We start from the raw sequence: 14,638 nt of genomic DNA, 5'->3' as shown, positions 1-14,638 counted from the left end.
TGATCCCCCGGCTGGCCGCATTCGAATCGGTCAGCCGAGCATTGCACGACGGACGCGCGGTCGACCAGTCTCGGCGCCCGTTACGCCGACGAAACCGCCTCACTCCTCCCCCACCCGCAGCCGCGTCGCCTCCAGCTCACCCTCCACCGCGACGAGGCCGATCTCCAGCGTGATCGGGCCCGTGCTCGCCGGGAGGCGGGCGAGGTCGAGGGGGAAGCGGCGGGTGACGCCTTCGCGGGGCGGCGGGAAGAAGGAGAGGGAGGCGATCTCGCGGCGGGTGCCGTCGGCCGCCTCGGCGACGACGGAGACGAGAAAGGCCTCGCCCGCGGCGACCTCGGTGGGCGTCAGCGCGAGGCTGAACGTGCCCGCCCCCTCCGCGGCCGCGCGCGGGGCGGCGTCGAGGACGATGCGGGCCGGCTCGTTCGGGGAGGCGACGGCGCGCTCGGCCATGGAATCCTCCTCGGCGGCGAGCGCTCCCGCTCCGAGCGCGAAAAGCGCGCCAGCGAGGCCGGCGCGCAGGAGACGAGCCGAGAGACGGGCCGAGAGACTTGCCAAAAGTCTTCCAACGTGTGTCGCGGGCTTCACGTAACGCATCATGGCGGGGATGATCGCGACGGCGCGCGGCGAAACGATGGCGCCCCGCCGCGTGCCGCATGGGCTCCGATCTCCGGCTCCGGGCGTCAGGTGCGGAAGATCTCCACGCCCTCGAAGGAGAACCCGGAATCCGCCGTCTGGCCGCTCGTGGGGATCGGCACGACCTGGAGTGTCAGCGCATCGTCGGTGAGCCGGCCGAGCCGCGCCAGCGAGAGGACCGCGTCCGTGATGTCCACGGGGTAGGTGCTGCCGCCGGCCATGCCGCCGCCCGTTCCGCCGTGGCCGGAATGGTCCATGACTCCGGCCATGAAGAAGCCGAAGGAGCCGGCGAAATGCGGGTCGGTGACGGGCGTCTCCGGGCCCGCCTCCGGCAGGTTCACGAAGACGTTGACGACGAGCCCGCGGGCCTCGGCCGGCACGGTGACGCCGGTGAGGCGCGCCAGGATGCGACCCGGCTCCGTGCCGATCCGCGGCTCGCCGGAGGCGCCGAGCAGGCGGAACGAGCGCGGCGAGAACAGCGCCTGGCCGAGGCCGCGCGTATCCACCGAGACGGCCGTCGTCTGGTTCGCGGCGGCGCGGAAGCCGCCCGCCGCGGCGCCGAGCGGCTGCGAGCCCGTCGCCGGGGCCGCGAACAGCGACATCGCCACCGCGCTCGACGCCGGCCCGGTGATGATGCCGGTGGGCGTCTCGTAGGCGTAGCCGAGGGCGGAGATGTCCAGCGCGGTCGCCGAGGACGCCGGCGCCGGCTGGCCCTCGCCGTTCACGAACTGACCGGAGAAGTCGTAATCGAGCGGCGGCATCGTGTTGCCCGCCGCCTGCCATTGCGCGGCCAGGCGATCGACGTTGCAATGATGCAGCCAGAAGATCGGGTCGAGCGGGGACATGCCGTCGCCCATGTGCCCCTGCGAGCCGCCGACGATGACGTGGGCGTTGTTGTGCGGCGAGGTCTCGAGCAGATGGGTGAAGTTGGTGAAATCCGTCTGCGCCAGGATGGAGTTGATGTTCTGGTCCGTGAAGGCGCCGCCGCGCGGCCCCTGCTGCACGCCCGAGCCCTCGGCGAGGGCGCGCACGCCCGTCGTCACCACCTCCTCGGGTCCCCAATTGTCCGACTGCGCGTCGGAGGGGTCGTTCCAGAAGACCACGTTCAGACGGTCGACGTCGTAGAACGGGTTCGGCACCTGGCCGATTTCGGCCTGCCAGTTCCAGTAGGGCAGCGCGAAATCGCTCTTGCCGATGAGGACGCCGCAGATCTCCTCGTAATAGCGGATGTACCACCGGTGCCAGTGGACGAAGTCCATGGCGACGTCCGGATAGGGCGGCGCGCCCGAATGCGGGCAATGGTTCAGGTGGATCAGCGCCTGGGCGCGCCAGTTGCGCCCGTCGCTCGGGCTCGACGTCTGCAGCTCGTGCATGGCCGCGACGGCGTCCGCGTAATCCGAGAAGAACGGGTCGTCCGCGGACATGGCCATCACGTCCCTGCGGATCAGCGGCGTCTGCCCCAGCGCCGCACGACGCATGACGAACGGCGCGGCCACCAGCGTCCCTGCGCCGACCACGAATTGCCTACGATCGATCATGAGCATTCCCCCTCGCAGCCGCGAATCGTTGCGTGCGGCGAGGTGACGCTATCATGGATGAAAGCTATGACAAGTAAGGATTGTTATGCTGGCTTAATGGTTCCTCAAGCCCACAATTCCGCCCGCGTCCAAGGCTCCGGCGCGACGAGCGTCCCCCGCGGCTCCGCGCCATCCGCGAGCGAAAGCCCCTGCCATGCCGGGCGCCAAGCGTCGGGGATCTCGTGCGGGGGCGCGATGCCGGTCTCCTCCCGGAAGCCGAAGCGGCCGTAATAGCCGGGATCGCCGAGGACGAGGGCGTGGGCGGCGCCGCGCGCCCTCATGCGGGCGAGGCCCTCGCGCACGAGGGCGCTGCCGATGCGGCTGCGCTGCCGCGCGGGGTCGACGGCGAGCGGCGCGAGGAGCGCCACAGTCGCGGCCTCGCTCCCCGGACCGTCGACGCCGCACAGCGTGAAGGCGACATGGCCCAGGATCTCGCCGGGAATGTCGCCCTCCCCCGTCGCGACGAGCCCGAGCACGTCCGCGCGGGGGCCGGTGAGCGCCCGCACCACGGGCACGAGATCCTCCTGCGGGAAGGCGTCGCGGTAGAGCCGCTCGAGCGCGGGAAGGTCGTCGGGACGGCTCTTACGGATCGTGACGGGATCGGGTGTCGGGACGGGCATCGGAGCGGCTTCCCTCGAGTGGCGCGGCTCGGGCGTGGTCGGGGCGACCGAGGACGACGTCGAGCGGCACCCGCCTCTTGTGAGACGACGCCCGTTCTTTTCAGGCACGCCCGATGCCCGTACCATATCGGCGTTGTCGTACGATGGGGAACTCCCATGCATGCTCCATCCGTGTTCGATGCGTTCCGTGCGACCAAGCCCGGCTGCAAGGTACTCCCGGACGGGGCATTCAATTGCGAGCCCGAGCTCGCACGGCTCGACGCGCCGCTGACGCCCCTCGACGCGTTCTTCGTGCGCAACAACGGCGACGTGCCCGTCGACGCCGATCCGAAGGACTGGACGCTGGACGTCGACGGCGTCGTGGACGAGCCGGCACGGTTCACCCTCGACGACCTGCGGACCCGCTTCGAAGCGGTGAGCGTCACGGCGGTGCTCGAATGCGCAGGCAACAACCGCCGTGCCTTCGACCCGCCGACGGACGGGCTGCCCTGGGGTCGCGGCGCGGTGGGCTGCGCGCGCTGGACGGGCGTTCGGCTCGCGGACGTGCTGCGGTGCTGCGGGCTTCGCCGCGAGGCGCTCTACATCGGCCACCATCCGCCCGATCGCGCCGTCGACGGGCGAGGTCCCGCGCTGTCGCGCGGCCTGCCGCTCGCCAAGGCGCTCGCACCCGACACGCTCGTCGCTTTCTCGATGAACGACGCGCCTCTCGGCCGGTTGCACGGCGCCCCGCTGCGCATCGTGGCGCCGGGCTTTCCCGGCTCCGCCTGGCAGAAATGGCTCTCGCGCATCGAGGTCCGCGACCGGCTCCACGACGGAGTCAAGATGAACGGGACGGACTATCGTCTGCCCCGGCGCGGTTACGAACCGGGCGAGCCGCTCGATCCGGCCGACTTCGACGTCATCGAGAGCATGCCGGTCAACGCGATGATCACCACGCCGGTCGACGCCGTCCACGTCCGCGCCGGAGACCGGGTCGTCGTGGCGGGCTACGCCTGGAGCGGCCGCGCGCCGGTGACGGGCGTCGAGATCCTGCTCGATGGGTCGACGCCGCTCGTCGCCGAGATGGAAAGCGCAGCGGAACGCTGGGGATGGAGGCGGTTCAGAGCGGAGATCGTGGTTCCGGACGGCGATCGCGTCGCCGTGACCGCGCGCGCGAGCGACGCGACCGGGGAGCGGCAACCTCTCGGGACCGCGCCGTGGAACCCGCGCGGCTATTGCAACAACACGGCCCACGAGATCACGCTCTCGATCGCACGATAGCCGACGAAGCAGGCGATCCCGTCGTCCAGCGATACCTCGCGCCGCGCTCGTCGTTCGAGCCGCGGCGACGGCTCTACACTCGGCCTTAACCGGGTGCGCGCACGGTCCTCGACGAGCAGCCGCGCCGCACCGTGCGGACCCGCTGCTGCGCCAAGGTGGCACTCCATGCGGCTCCTCGTCGGCATCATCGTCGTGTTCGCCTGCGTCATGGGCGGCTATGCGGCGATGGGTGGCAAGCTCTACGTCCTCTGGCAGCCGTTCGAGTTCGTCATCATCCTGGGGGCGGCGATCGGCGCGTTCATCATCGGCAATACCGGGCCGGTGCTCAAGGCGGTGCCCTCCGTCTTCGCCACGCTGCTCCGGGGGCCGAAATACAAGCAGGCCGCCTACGTCGAGCTGCTGGCGATGCAGTTCGCCCTCTACCGGCTGGTGCAGCAGAAGGGCGTCCTCGCCATCGAGCAGCACATCGAGGACCCGGCGAGCTCGAAGCTGTTCAACGCCTTCCCGACCTTCGCGTCGAACCACCACGCCGTCGAGTTCGTGTGCGACTACATGCGCATGGTGTCGCTGGGCGTCGACAACGTCCACGAGATCGACAACCTCATGGACGAGGAGCTGGAGACGCATCACCAGGAGCAGGAGCGCGTCGTCTCGGCCGTGCAGTCGATCGCCGACGCGACGCCGGCGCTGGGCATCGTCGCCGCGGTGCTCGGCGTGATCAAGACGATGGGGGCGATCAGCGAGCCACCGGAGGTGCTGGGACACCTGATCGGCGGCGCGCTGGTCGGCACCTTCTTCGGCGTCTTCGTGGCGTACGGCTTCTTCGGGCCCATGGCCCAGTCGCTCAGGCTCATCTTCGAGGCGGAATCGAAGTATTACCAATCGCTCAAGGCGGGCCTGCTCGCGCACATCGCCGGCCAGCCTCCCGTGATGGCGGTGGAGTTCGCCCGCAAGGCGCTGATGAGCGAGGTGCGCCCCACCTTCAACGAGGTCGACGCGGCGACCTCGAACCTCCCCGCCATGACCTGACCCGATCCGCGCGGCGACTCCGATGGCCAAGCCGAACCAGCCGATCATCGTCAAGAAGGTGAAGAAGGCCGCGCATGCACACCATGGCGGGGCCTGGAAGATCGCCTATGCGGACTTCGTCACCGCGATGATGGCCTTCTTCCTGCTCATGTGGCTGATCAACATGACGACGCAGGAGCAGAAGGTCGGGCTCGCCGACTATTTCGCGCCGGAGGCTATCAGCCCCAGCACCAGCGGCGCCGGCGGCGTGCTCGGCGGCACCGCCATGGACGATGCCGGCAGCAAGTCGTCGGGTGCCGAGGCCGAGCCGATCCGGCGCGCCCTCTCCTCGCCCGGCGACGCGGCGATGGGGACGACGGGGCAGGAGGACGGAAGCCAGGACCACGCCGGCGAGGCGCGGCTCGACCGCCGGGCCGCCGACGTTCAGGCCCAGCACAGCGCCGCCGCCAGCATCCGCCAGGCGCTGCAGGACATGCCGGAGATCGCCGAGCTGTCGCGCAACCTCGTCATCGAGCCGACGCCCGAGGGGCTCGACATCTCGCTGGTGGACGAGGACGGGCGCGCCATGTTCCCGGAGGATTCGATCTACCCCTACGAGCGCACCCGCCTCGTGCTCGAGGCGATCGCGCCGACGATCCGGCAGATGCCGAACCGCATCGCGGTGCGCGGCCACACCTCCGCGGCGCGCCCGGGCGAGCCGGTCGCCGTCGATCCCTGGAGCCTCACCGCGGGTCGGGCGCTCGCCGTGCGTGAGGTTCTCGCCTCGGCGGGGCTCTCCGAGGATCGCTTCGTGTCGGTGATCGGCCGCGCCGACACCGAGCCGGCCTTCCCCGACAATCCCTACATCGCCCCCAATCGACGCGTGACGATAACCCTGCTCGACGAGGAGCCGCCGCTGCCGCCGAGCTTCTCGCCCTGACGGGGACGGGACGCAGACGCCCTTCTACCCGGCATCTCGAATCGGAAGGGTCGCGATCCGGAGAGCCTAAAAGAAGCGGGCCCCGCCTCGCGGCAGGGCCCGTCTTCGTTCGGATGGCCGTCCTGGACCGCCGGCCCGGGGCTCGGCGCGACGGCCGCGGGACGAGCCCGCGGTCTCGTCCTCACCCCGCCATGCGGTCCTCGGCGGTCTCGGGCTCGCGCAGCACGTAGCCGCGCCCCCACACCGTCTCGATGTAGTTCTTACCCTGGCTCGCGTTGGCGAGCTTCTTGCGCAGCTTGCAGATGAAGACGTCGATGATCTTCAGCTCGGGCTCGTCCATGCCGCCGTAGAGATGGTTGAGGAACATCTCCTTGGTCAGCGTGGTGCCCTTGCGCAGGGAGAGGAGCTCCAGCATCTGGTACTCCTTGCCCGTGAGGTGCACCCGGGCGCTCGCCACCTCGACGGTCTTGGTGTCGAGGTTCACCACGAGATCGCCCGTGGTGATGACGGACTGCGCATGCCCCTTCGAGCGGCGCACGATCGCGTGAATGCGCGCGACGAGCTCGTCCTTGTGGAAGGGCTTCGTCAGGTAGTCGTCCGCCCCGAAGCCGAGGCCCCGGACCTTGTCCTCGATGCCGGCGAGGCCGGACAGGATGAGGATCGGGGTCTTCACCTTGGCCACGCGGAGCGTCCGCAGGACCTCGTAGCCGGACATGTCCGGCAGGTTCAGGTCGAGGAGGATGATGTCGTAATCGTACAACTTGCCGAGATCGACGCCCTCCTCCCCGAGATCCGTCGTATAGACGTTGAAGTTCTCGGACTTGAGCATCAGCTCGATGCTCTGCGCCGTCGCGCTGTCGTCCTCGATGAGAAGTACGCGCATCCTTCCATCCCCAGCCTGGTCGTGGAGCCCGACGGGGGTTCCCGTCTCCCCCGGATGCCCGGGGGTGCTCCCACCATTTGCGACTCGCGACGCTACGCCCCAATGGTTAACGAACTGATTCTCCGGCGCAAGGGCCTGGACGCACTATCTTCACGAATCGGTCCAAATCCTTGCAACTACGGTCGATTCAGCTCTCCATCCAGCTCACGTCACATGTGAAGAAACTCGGTTAAGCGACTCTCGCGACTCGCACTGGCGCGACATCGCCCGGTAGGCTTAATCTCGCCGAACCCCAGTCTTAACGAAGCGGGTAAACAGAAGGTTGACGTTCGTGAGAGAACCGTCGGATCGCCCCTCACGCCTCGATTCGGCCTTGAAGGCGCTCGAATCCGTGGAGCCGCTGCAGCTCTACGGACGGGTCGCGGCGGTGCGCGGGCTGCTCATCGAGATCGCCGGCCCCGTCGCCGCTATGACTCTGGGCGGGCGCCTGGAGATCGAGATCGCGGAAGGCAGCCGCGTTCCGTGCGAGGTCATCGGCTTCGCCGGCGAGCGGGCGCTCGCCATGCCCTTCGGCGTGCTGGAAGGCGTGCGCCGGGGCTGCCCGGCCTACGTGATGGCGAGCGCGGGGGGCGTGCGGCCCTCCTCCGCCTGGCTCGGACGCGTGGTCGACGCGCTGGGCCGGCCCATCGACGGTCGAGGCCCGCTGCCGGAGGGCGACCTCTTTCGCCCCTTCCGCGCCGATCCGCCGCCGGCCCATGCGCGCCGGCGGGTGGGCACGCCGCTCGATCTCGGGGTGCGTGCGCTCAACACCTTCCTCACCTGCTGCGAAGGCCAGCGCATGGGCATCTTCGCGGGCTCGGGCGTGGGCAAGTCCGTCCTCCTCTCCATGCTCGCGCGCAATGCCGGCTCGGACGTGGCGGTGATCGGCCTCGTCGGCGAGCGCGGGCGCGAGGTGCAGGAATTCCTCCAGGACGACCTCGGCGAGGAGGGCCTCGCGCGCTCCGTCGTCGTGGTCGCGACCTCCGACGAGCCCGCGCTCATGCGCCGCAACGCGGCCTACCTGACGCTCGCGCTCGCCGAGCACTTCCGCGACGCGGGCCAGTCGGTCCTGTGCATGATCGATTCGATCACGCGCTTCGCCATGGCCCAGCGCGACATAGGCCTCGCCGCCGGCGAGCCGCCCACCGCCAAGGGCTATACGCCCACCGTCTTCTCCGAGCTGCCGCGCCTGCTCGAGCGCGCGGGCCCGGGAACCGGCGAGGGCACGATCACGGGGCTGTTCACGGTGCTGGTGGAGGGCGACGACCACAACGAGCCCGTCGCCGACGCCGTGCGGGGCATCCTCGACGGGCACATCGTCATGGAGCGCGCCATCGCCGAGCGCGGGCGCTATCCGGCGATCAACGTCTTGAAGAGCGTGTCGCGCACGATGCCGCGCTCCTGCGATCCCGCCTTCTACCCCCACGTGCAGCGCGCCCGGCAGGTGATGGCCACCTACGCCGACATGGAGGAGCTGATCCGGCTCGGCGCCTATCGCCCCGGCTCCTCGCCGGAGGTGGACGAGGCGATCGCATTCAACCCCGATCTGGAGGGGTTTCTGCGTCAAGGTAAGGAAGAGTCAACCTCCATCGGCGATGGTTACCGCCGTCTCGCGCAGCTTCTCGACGCTCCGCGAGGGTAGTCGTCCCCTGGAGATGAAACTGCGATGAAGTCGCGTGAGACGCTCATCCGCCTGAAGCGCTTTCAGCTCGACGAGAAGCGCCGCAAGGTCGCGCAGATCGAGGCCATGATGGCCGACTTCGAGCGGATGGCCGCCGATCTCGAGCGCGAGATCGCAACGGAGGAGCAGAAGGCCGGCATCTCCGATCCCGCGCACTTCGCCTATCCGACCTACGCCAAGGCCGCGGCCCAGCGCCGCGACAACCTGCGCTCTTCCGCCGACGACCTGAAGGTGCAGCTCGACGATGCGCAGGCGCAACTGGCGGAGGCGTTCGAGGAGCTCAAGAAGGTCGAGATACTCGACGACCGCGAGCGCGGCACCGAGCGCGCCGCCGCCAATTCCCGCGAGCAGGCGACGATGGACGCCATCGCGCTCCAGCGAGGCGCTCGGGCGTTCTGAGCGAGCGCCCGCCTCACTCCCGCCCGGCGCCCGCGACCCTCATCATCACCATCGTCACCGCGAGCGACGCCACGAGCGCCGCCGCGAAAGCCCATCCCGCGCCGATCGGCTCGGCGAGGAGCGCCAGCGTCGTCGCGAAGGCGGCGAGGCTCGTCGTGCCGAGCGTCACGGCCGACAGCGTCGCGATGACGAGCGCGGCGCCGCCGCGCCGATGGATCGTCGCGGCGATGACCGTCGTGCCCACGGGATAGGCCATCAAGAGCCCCGCCAGGGCCGGCCCGAGCCGGGCGGACGCCGCCGTCACCGCGCCGACGAGGAGCCCCGCCAGCGCCCCGCGCAGCAGGAGCAGCGCGCGGCCTTCGCGCGCACGCACGGCGCTCACCGGCAGGACGAGGCGGCCATGCGCGGCGCGCGAGAGCAGCGTCGCCGACCCGAAGGCGAGGAGCGCGGGCGCGACGCCGACCGTCTCGACCCGGCCGAAGACGACCGCGCAGGCCGCCCATGCGACGATCGCCGCCGCGACCGCGCTCGCGACGCCGGCGCCGAGCCGCGCCGCCGCGGAATAGGCGAGCATGAAGGCCTGCGTCGCCGTGAGCGACAGGAGCGCGTAGCCGGCCGCGTCGGTGACGTAGGGCGCCGGCTCCACGAGGGCGAGGACCGCGAAGCCCGGCCCCAGCACGATGGGCAGGCCGGCCAGCATCCCGCCCCGGCGCGCGCCCAGGCGCTCGACGGCCAGCGTGATGCCGATCACGATCCCCGCCGTCGCGAGCGCCCGGACGAGGAAGGCGCCGACCTCGAGCGCGCTCACCCCTCAGGCCACGACGGGCAGGACCCGCGTCGCGTATTCGTGCGCGAGGCGCGCCTCGCCGTCGCCGATCTCGAGGCGCATGGCGCGGGCGGGGCGCACGCCCCCGGCGAGGACGGGGAGCGTCCCGCAGAGCATCGCGGTATTCGGCGGCAGGCGCCCGTCGATCGCCACGGGCGATCCGGCGATCAGCTCCGCCAGCGGGCGGATCGTGGCGAGCGTGCCCGCCTGGTAGGCGACGAAGGGGCCGCCCTCCTCCTCCTGCACCGAGGAGGCGAGGGTGAGCGCGTCGAGCCGCTCCATCAGCGACGCCAGCGGCCATGCGGCGCGCGCGAGCGGCTTCGCGCAGATCTGCTTCGACAGCGCCACCGACGTCGCCTCGAGTGCGCGGTCGGTATGGTCGGAGCCCACGGTGAGCCAGGGTCGGCCCTGGGAATCGGAGATCACCACCGGCTCGGCCTCGCCGGAGGTCCCCTCCCCCACCACCTCGATCGTCTCGTCCTGGGTGAGGAGCGACGCCGCGACCCGATAGTAGAGCGGCACCGTGGAGGGTGCCGGCACGCCGATGGCGGCGAGCTCCTCGATGTGGTGATCGACGGCGGCGCGGTCGCGCGCGGTCCAGCCCGCGACGATGGCGGTCTCGACGCGCACGTGCAGCATGCCGCCGTCGGGCGTGGCGAAGGCGAGCGTAGCGCTCATGGCAATGGCCTCACAGGTTGGGAAGGAAGAGGGCGATCGCGGGGAAGAGGATCAGCACGCCCACCATCGCCAGCATGGCGAGGACGTAGGGGACGGCGCCGATCATCACGTCCGAGAAGCGCCCGCCCGGATTGGCGCCGTGGACGACGTAGAGGTTGAGCCCCACCGGCGGCGTGATCAGCGCCATCTCGACGAGCACGATGAGCAGGATGCCGAACCAGATCTTGGCGTCGTCCGGCGCCATGCCGAAATCGAGCCCGGCGACGATGGGCACGACGATGGGGATCGTCGCGATCATCAGCGCCATCGTCTCGATGAAGAAGCCGAGCACGATGTAGAGGGCCACGATGACGAGCAGCGTGCCGTAGGGCCCGAGCCCGAGATTCTCCAGCATCGCGGTGAGCTCGCGCCCCAGCCCCGCGGCGCCGAGCGTGTAGTTGAGGAAGTAGGCGCCCACGATGACGAACATCACCATGGCGGTGATCTTCACCGTGCCGAGCAGCGCCGCCACGAGGACGGGGATGGTCAGCGTGCGGTTGCCCGCGGCGATGGCGAGCGCCATGGCGACGCCGATGGCGGCGCTCTCGGTGGGCGTCGCCCAGCCGGCGTAGATCGAGCCGATGACGACCGCGAACAACGCGAGCAGCGGCACGAGGTGGCGAAGCCCGCGGACGCGCTCGCCCCAGGTCGCCGAGCGGCTCGGCCCGCCGAGCTCCGGGCGCAGCCGGCACAGGAGCGCGGTGATGGCCATGAAGGCCACCGCCATGGCGAGGCCCGGCAGGAGGCCCGCGAGGAAGAGCTTGGGGATCGAGCTCTCCGTGAGGAAGCCGTAGACGATCAGGTTGATCGAGGGCGGGATCATGATGCCGAGCGTGCCGCCCGCCGCGATGGCGCCGGCGAAGAGGCGCTGGTCGTAGCCGAGCGCGCGCGCCTGCGGCATCGCCACCGTCGCCACCGTCGCGGCGGTCGCCACCGACGAGCCGGAGGTCGACGAGAACATGGTCGCCGTGCCGATGTTGGCGTGGATCAGCCCGCCGGGCAGCCAGGAAAACCAGGCATCGAGCGCCTTGTAGGTCCGCTCGGCGATGCCGGCGCGCACCAGGATCTCGCCGAGCAGGACGAAGAAGGGGATCGCGATGAGCAGGAAGGAATCGGAGGCGGAATAGACCACCTGCCCGAGCCCGCGCATCAGCGGGAAGGCGGAGAAGAACCAGTCCACCCCGAAACCGAGGAGGAAGAGCACGACGCCCACGGGGAGCGAAAGCGCGAGAAGGCCGAGGAGGGCGGAGGCGACGGAGACGATCACGGCGTCTCTCCCCCGGCTTCGGCGGCGATGCCGGCGGTCTCCTGCGCCTCGCGCCAGCGCCCGGCGGCGACGAGCGCGGCGGTGGCGAGGGTGAGGAGCGCGGCGACCAGGGTCAGCCAGGCCCAGCCCGAGAGCCAGATGGATTGGGGGATCCACAAGGGCGTCTCCAGCGGCGTGTTGGCACGCGAGCCCCGCGCGAGCGTCGTCTCCAGCACGCGCCAGCCATAGGCGGTGACGGTGCCCGCCACGGCCGTCAGCGCGGCGAGCGCCAAAAGGTCGAAGATCGCCCGGCCCGGCGCGGGCAGGCGCCCCGTGAGCACGTCGATGCGCACGTGGGCGCGCTCGACGAGCGCGTAGGAGAAGCCCCAGGCGGCGATGCCCGCCATGACGTAACCGGAGATCTCGTCCGCCCCGCCGATGCCGTGCCCGGCGGTCTGCCGCAACAGGATCTCGGCGAGGATGAGCAGCATCGCCCCGAGCAGCACCACGCCGCAGACGATGGCGATGGCCCGGTTCAGCCGCGCGAGGAGCGCGACGAGGCGCAAGGGCCAGAATGTCGATGCCGGCATGGTCGCGAGGTCTCCATTGGCGGAACGCCGATACTACTCCTTCCCGGTAGGGGAAGGTGGCTCGGCGAAGCCGAGACGGATGGGGCGCGCGGCACGCGCGTTCGGCGAAGCCGAAATCGTCGCGCAAGGTGGGACACCGAGGTTTCCGCTGCGCGGAACACGCCTGTCGGCGTGCCCCATCCGTCACGCCGCTGCGCGGCACGCCACCTTCCCCTACAGGGAAGGAGGGAAACCTCGGCGCCCCCCGTCCCCGCCTCAGTTCAGCGGGATCTCGACGTCGGTGGCTGCGCCGACGCTCTCGTTCCAGCGCTGGGCCCAGTCGGTGCCGGCACGCTCGGCCCAGTCGGGGAGCACCGTCTCCTGGAGCGCGGCCATGGCGGTGGCGCGGTCCTCGTCGGAGGCCTCGACCAGCGTCATCGACGCCTCGGTGTCGGTGGCGCATTCGCCGCCCGTGAGGCAGGCGACGTCGCGCTCCAGCGCACCCTGCGCGTCGGCCCAGGCCGGCGCCTCGAAATGTTCGGTGATCTGCGCCTGCAGGAAGTCCTGCGTCGCCGGCGAGAGGCTCTCCCAGCGGTCGAGGTTCATCGCGGTGACCACCGGGTCCCAGCCGCCGAGCGGCAGCGTGAGGAGGTAGTTCGCGCTCTCCCACCAGCCGGCGTTCAGGCCCGAGCCCGCGCCCGTGATGGCGCAATCGACGATACCGCGCTCGAGCGCGCCGGGCACCTCGGAGAAGGCCAGGTTGATGCCCTCGGCGCCGAGCGCCTGGAGGAATTGCGTCGTCATGCGGCCCGAGCCGCGCACCTTGCGCCCCTCGAGATCGGACAAGGAGGCGATCTCGTCGCGGCAGAACACGACCTGCGGCGGATAGGGCGCGATGGCGAGGAGCTTCGAGTTGAAGCGATCGCGCATGATGTCCTCGACCATCGGGCGCGCGGCGTCCACCGCCTCGCGGGCGGTCGAGGCGTCGGTGGCGATGAGCGGCACGTCGAGGCCCTCGAGCTCCGGCGCGTCGGCGACCGTGTAGTCCGCCACCGTCATGCCCACGTCGAAGACGCCGTCGGCGAGGAGGCGGTAGACGTCCGAGCCCGAGGAGCCGAGCTGGTTGAAGGTCGTCATCTCGACGGTGATGCGCCCGTCGGAGGCCTGCGGCAGGTGCTCGGTCCAGAACGGCTCCTCGAACTGCTGGTAGAGCGGCAGGCTCGACCAGGAGCCGACGACGGAGAGCGTCACCTCGTCGATCTCCTGCGCCCCGGCGGCGCCGGCGGCGACGAGGAGGCTCGCTCCGGCGAGCAGGCTCGTCTTCAGGATCTTCGTCATGGCTGTTCCTTTCCCTCTGGTTGGCGCCCGTCCGGGCGCATGAAGCGACGCCGGCTGGCGCCCGTCACGGGCCGATGCTCGCTCCTTCCGCGGGCTTGTCCGTGACGAGCATGTGCCCGGGCTCGTGGGTGACGGCGAGGTCCGGCCGCGCCTCGCGGATGGCGACCTGGGGCGTCACCCCGCAGGCCCAGAAGACCGGGACGTCGCCGGGCTCCAGGACCGGCGCATCGCCGAAATCGGGGTTCGCCAGGTCGGGTATGCCGATCTGCGCGGGATCGCCGATATGGACCGGCGCGCCGTGGGCGAGCGGCTGGCGCTCGGAGAGCACGATGGCGCGGATCGCGTCCGCCGGCGAGAAGGCCCGCATGGAGACCACCATCGGCCCGCCGAAGGGGCCGGCGCGGCGGGTCTCCAGGTTCGTCACGTACATGGGCACGTTTCGCCCCGCCGCGATGTGGCGCACGGGGATGCGGGCGCGCTGGAGGCTCTCCTCGAAGGAGAACGAGCAGCCGATGACGAAGCCGACGAGATCGTCGCGCCACACGCCCGCGAGATCGGCCACGCGCTCGTAGGTCGGCCCGCCGCGGAAGACGCGGTAGGCGCCGACATCCGTGCGCAGGTCGAGATCGGCGCCCAGCGACGGCACGCGCGGATCGCCGGGCTCGGACACGCCGATCAAGGGGCAGGGCTTGGGGTTCGCGACGCAGAAGGCGAGAAAGTCCTGCGCGTGAGTGCGGGGCAGGATCGCGAGATTGCCCTGCAGGTAGCCGGGCGCCCGCCCCGTCGTCGGGCCGCGGACGCTGCCGGCGCGGATGGCGCGGCGCAGGTCCGCCGGGCTCTCGTCCACGACACGCGCGATGGGCTGCATGCGCTCCCCTCTCGGCTGCGAAATACCGTAAGGG

Annotated in this window: 15 protein-coding genes; 5 read left to right on the top strand and 10 right to left on the bottom strand. The window is 70.7% G+C overall.

All coding sequences use genetic code 11. The annotated features are described in order from the left end of the window. Nucleotides 1–99 precede the first annotated feature (99 nt). From IEX89_RS17470 to IEX89_RS17460, 3 genes are all read right to left on the bottom strand, one after another. The gene (locus IEX89_RS17470; RefSeq protein ID WP_188914541.1) at nucleotides 100–450 is read right to left on the bottom strand and encodes a hypothetical protein; all 351 of its coding nucleotides are present in this window, start codon (nucleotides 448–450) and stop codon (nucleotides 100–102) included. Between the two features lie 230 nt (nucleotides 451–680). Continuing rightward, nucleotides 681–2,177, bottom strand: coding sequence for a tyrosinase family protein (locus IEX89_RS17465; protein ID WP_188914540.1), 1,497 nt, complete (start codon nucleotides 2,175–2,177; stop codon nucleotides 681–683). A 98-nt stretch (nucleotides 2,178–2,275) separates the two neighbouring features. Next, nucleotides 2,276–2,830, bottom strand: coding sequence for a GNAT family N-acetyltransferase (locus IEX89_RS17460; protein ID WP_188914539.1), 555 nt, complete (start codon nucleotides 2,828–2,830; stop codon nucleotides 2,276–2,278). Between the two features lie 156 nt (nucleotides 2,831–2,986). On the opposite strand from IEX89_RS17460, the gene IEX89_RS17455 reads away from it, so the two are divergent. The 3 genes from IEX89_RS17455 to IEX89_RS17445 all read left to right on the top strand — a co-directional run bounded on the left by IEX89_RS17455 (nucleotide 2,987) and on the right by IEX89_RS17445 (nucleotide 6,038). Beyond that, nucleotides 2,987–4,090 carry a sulfite oxidase gene (locus IEX89_RS17455; RefSeq protein WP_188914538.1) on the top strand — a complete coding sequence of 368 codons (1,104 nt, stop codon included), beginning with the start codon at nucleotides 2,987–2,989 and terminating at the stop codon, nucleotides 4,088–4,090. 165 nt (nucleotides 4,091–4,255) lie between these two features. After that, complete coding sequence (motA, locus tag IEX89_RS17450) at nucleotides 4,256–5,119, top strand: flagellar motor stator protein MotA (protein WP_188914537.1); 864 nt, start codon at nucleotides 4,256–4,258, stop codon at nucleotides 5,117–5,119. Nucleotides 5,120–5,141: 22 nt separating this feature from the next. Further along, nucleotides 5,142–6,038: a flagellar motor protein MotB gene (locus IEX89_RS17445; protein ID WP_188914536.1), complete on the top strand. Its 897-nt coding sequence runs from the start codon at nucleotides 5,142–5,144 to the stop codon at nucleotides 6,036–6,038. A gap of 181 nt (nucleotides 6,039–6,219) precedes the next feature. On the opposite strand, the gene ctrA is transcribed toward IEX89_RS17445, so the two are convergent. Next, a complete protein-coding gene (ctrA, locus tag IEX89_RS17440; protein WP_188914535.1) occupies nucleotides 6,220–6,921 on the bottom strand; it encodes a response regulator transcription factor CtrA in 702 nt (233 codons plus the stop codon). A gap of 331 nt (nucleotides 6,922–7,252) precedes the next feature. Here ctrA and fliI point away from each other — a divergent pair, with 331 nt between their 5' ends. Both fliI and fliJ read left to right on the top strand, forming a co-directional pair. Continuing rightward, nucleotides 7,253–8,602 carry a flagellar protein export ATPase FliI gene (gene fliI, locus IEX89_RS17435; protein WP_188914534.1) on the top strand — a complete coding sequence of 450 codons (1,350 nt, stop codon included), beginning with the start codon at nucleotides 7,253–7,255 and terminating at the stop codon, nucleotides 8,600–8,602. Between the two features lie 24 nt (nucleotides 8,603–8,626). Beyond that, nucleotides 8,627–9,040: a flagellar export protein FliJ gene (gene fliJ, locus IEX89_RS17430; protein WP_188914533.1), complete on the top strand. Its 414-nt coding sequence runs from the start codon at nucleotides 8,627–8,629 to the stop codon at nucleotides 9,038–9,040. 13 nt (nucleotides 9,041–9,053) lie between these two features. On the opposite strand, the gene IEX89_RS17425 is transcribed toward fliJ, so the two are convergent. The 6 genes from IEX89_RS17425 to IEX89_RS17400 all read right to left on the bottom strand — a co-directional run bounded on the left by IEX89_RS17425 (nucleotide 9,054) and on the right by IEX89_RS17400 (nucleotide 14,604). After that, nucleotides 9,054–9,848 carry a hypothetical protein gene (locus IEX89_RS17425; protein ID WP_188914532.1) on the bottom strand — a complete coding sequence of 265 codons (795 nt, stop codon included), beginning with the start codon at nucleotides 9,846–9,848 and terminating at the stop codon, nucleotides 9,054–9,056. Between the two features lie 3 nt (nucleotides 9,849–9,851). After that, a complete protein-coding gene (locus IEX89_RS17420) occupies nucleotides 9,852–10,544 on the bottom strand; it encodes a DUF2848 family protein (protein ID WP_210317662.1) in 693 nt (230 codons plus the stop codon). Nucleotides 10,545–10,554: 10 nt separating this feature from the next. Then, entirely contained in the window at nucleotides 10,555–11,850 is a 1,296-nt protein-coding gene (locus tag IEX89_RS17415; RefSeq protein ID WP_188914531.1) for a TRAP transporter large permease, read from the bottom strand. Beyond that, a complete protein-coding gene (locus IEX89_RS17410; protein ID WP_188914530.1) occupies nucleotides 11,847–12,419 on the bottom strand; it encodes a TRAP transporter small permease subunit in 573 nt (190 codons plus the stop codon). The genes IEX89_RS17415 and IEX89_RS17410 overlap by 4 nt, the downstream gene beginning before the upstream one ends. Before the next feature lie 255 nt (nucleotides 12,420–12,674). Next, on the bottom strand, nucleotides 12,675–13,736 hold the full coding sequence (locus IEX89_RS17405; protein ID WP_188914529.1) for a TRAP transporter substrate-binding protein: 1,062 nt from the start codon (nucleotides 13,734–13,736) through the stop codon (nucleotides 12,675–12,677). 64 nt (nucleotides 13,737–13,800) lie between these two features. Further along, nucleotides 13,801–14,604 carry a putative hydro-lyase gene (locus IEX89_RS17400; protein WP_188914528.1) on the bottom strand — a complete coding sequence of 268 codons (804 nt, stop codon included), beginning with the start codon at nucleotides 14,602–14,604 and terminating at the stop codon, nucleotides 13,801–13,803. Between the last annotated feature and the right edge of the window lie 34 nt (nucleotides 14,605–14,638).

The sequence above is a fragment of the Salinarimonas ramus genome, assembly GCF_014645695.1.
Classification (GTDB): domain Bacteria; phylum Pseudomonadota; class Alphaproteobacteria; order Rhizobiales; family Beijerinckiaceae; genus Salinarimonas; species Salinarimonas ramus.
The sequence above is the reverse complement of the archived record's forward strand: the minus strand, read 5'-3'. Positions and strand labels throughout refer to the sequence as shown.

Excerpts from the sequence above, each read along its gene's own strand:
- IEX89_RS17470 (WP_188914541.1), bottom strand. The coding sequence starts at position 450 with ATGGCCGAGCGCGCCGTCGCCTCCCCGAACGAGCCGGCCCGCATCGTC.
- IEX89_RS17465 (WP_188914540.1), bottom strand. The coding sequence starts at position 2,177 with ATGCTCATGATCGATCGTAGGCAATTCGTGGTCGGCGCAGGGACGCTG.
- IEX89_RS17460 (WP_188914539.1), bottom strand. The coding sequence starts at position 2,830 with ATGCCCGTCCCGACACCCGATCCCGTCACGATCCGTAAGAGCCGTCCC.
- IEX89_RS17455 (WP_188914538.1), top strand. The coding sequence starts at position 2,987 with ATGCATGCTCCATCCGTGTTCGATGCGTTCCGTGCGACCAAGCCCGGC.
- motA (WP_188914537.1), top strand. The coding sequence starts at position 4,256 with ATGCGGCTCCTCGTCGGCATCATCGTCGTGTTCGCCTGCGTCATGGGC.
- IEX89_RS17445 (WP_188914536.1), top strand. The coding sequence starts at position 5,142 with ATGGCCAAGCCGAACCAGCCGATCATCGTCAAGAAGGTGAAGAAGGCC.
- ctrA (WP_188914535.1), bottom strand. The coding sequence starts at position 6,921 with ATGCGCGTACTTCTCATCGAGGACGACAGCGCGACGGCGCAGAGCATC.
- fliJ (WP_188914533.1), top strand. The coding sequence starts at position 8,627 with ATGAAGTCGCGTGAGACGCTCATCCGCCTGAAGCGCTTTCAGCTCGAC.
- IEX89_RS17420 (WP_210317662.1), bottom strand. The coding sequence starts at position 10,544 with ATGAGCGCTACGCTCGCCTTCGCCACGCCCGACGGCGGCATGCTGCAC.
- IEX89_RS17410 (WP_188914530.1), bottom strand. The coding sequence starts at position 12,419 with ATGCCGGCATCGACATTCTGGCCCTTGCGCCTCGTCGCGCTCCTCGCG.
- IEX89_RS17405 (WP_188914529.1), bottom strand. The coding sequence starts at position 13,736 with ATGACGAAGATCCTGAAGACGAGCCTGCTCGCCGGAGCGAGCCTCCTC.
- IEX89_RS17400 (WP_188914528.1), bottom strand. The coding sequence starts at position 14,604 with ATGCAGCCCATCGCGCGTGTCGTGGACGAGAGCCCGGCGGACCTGCGC.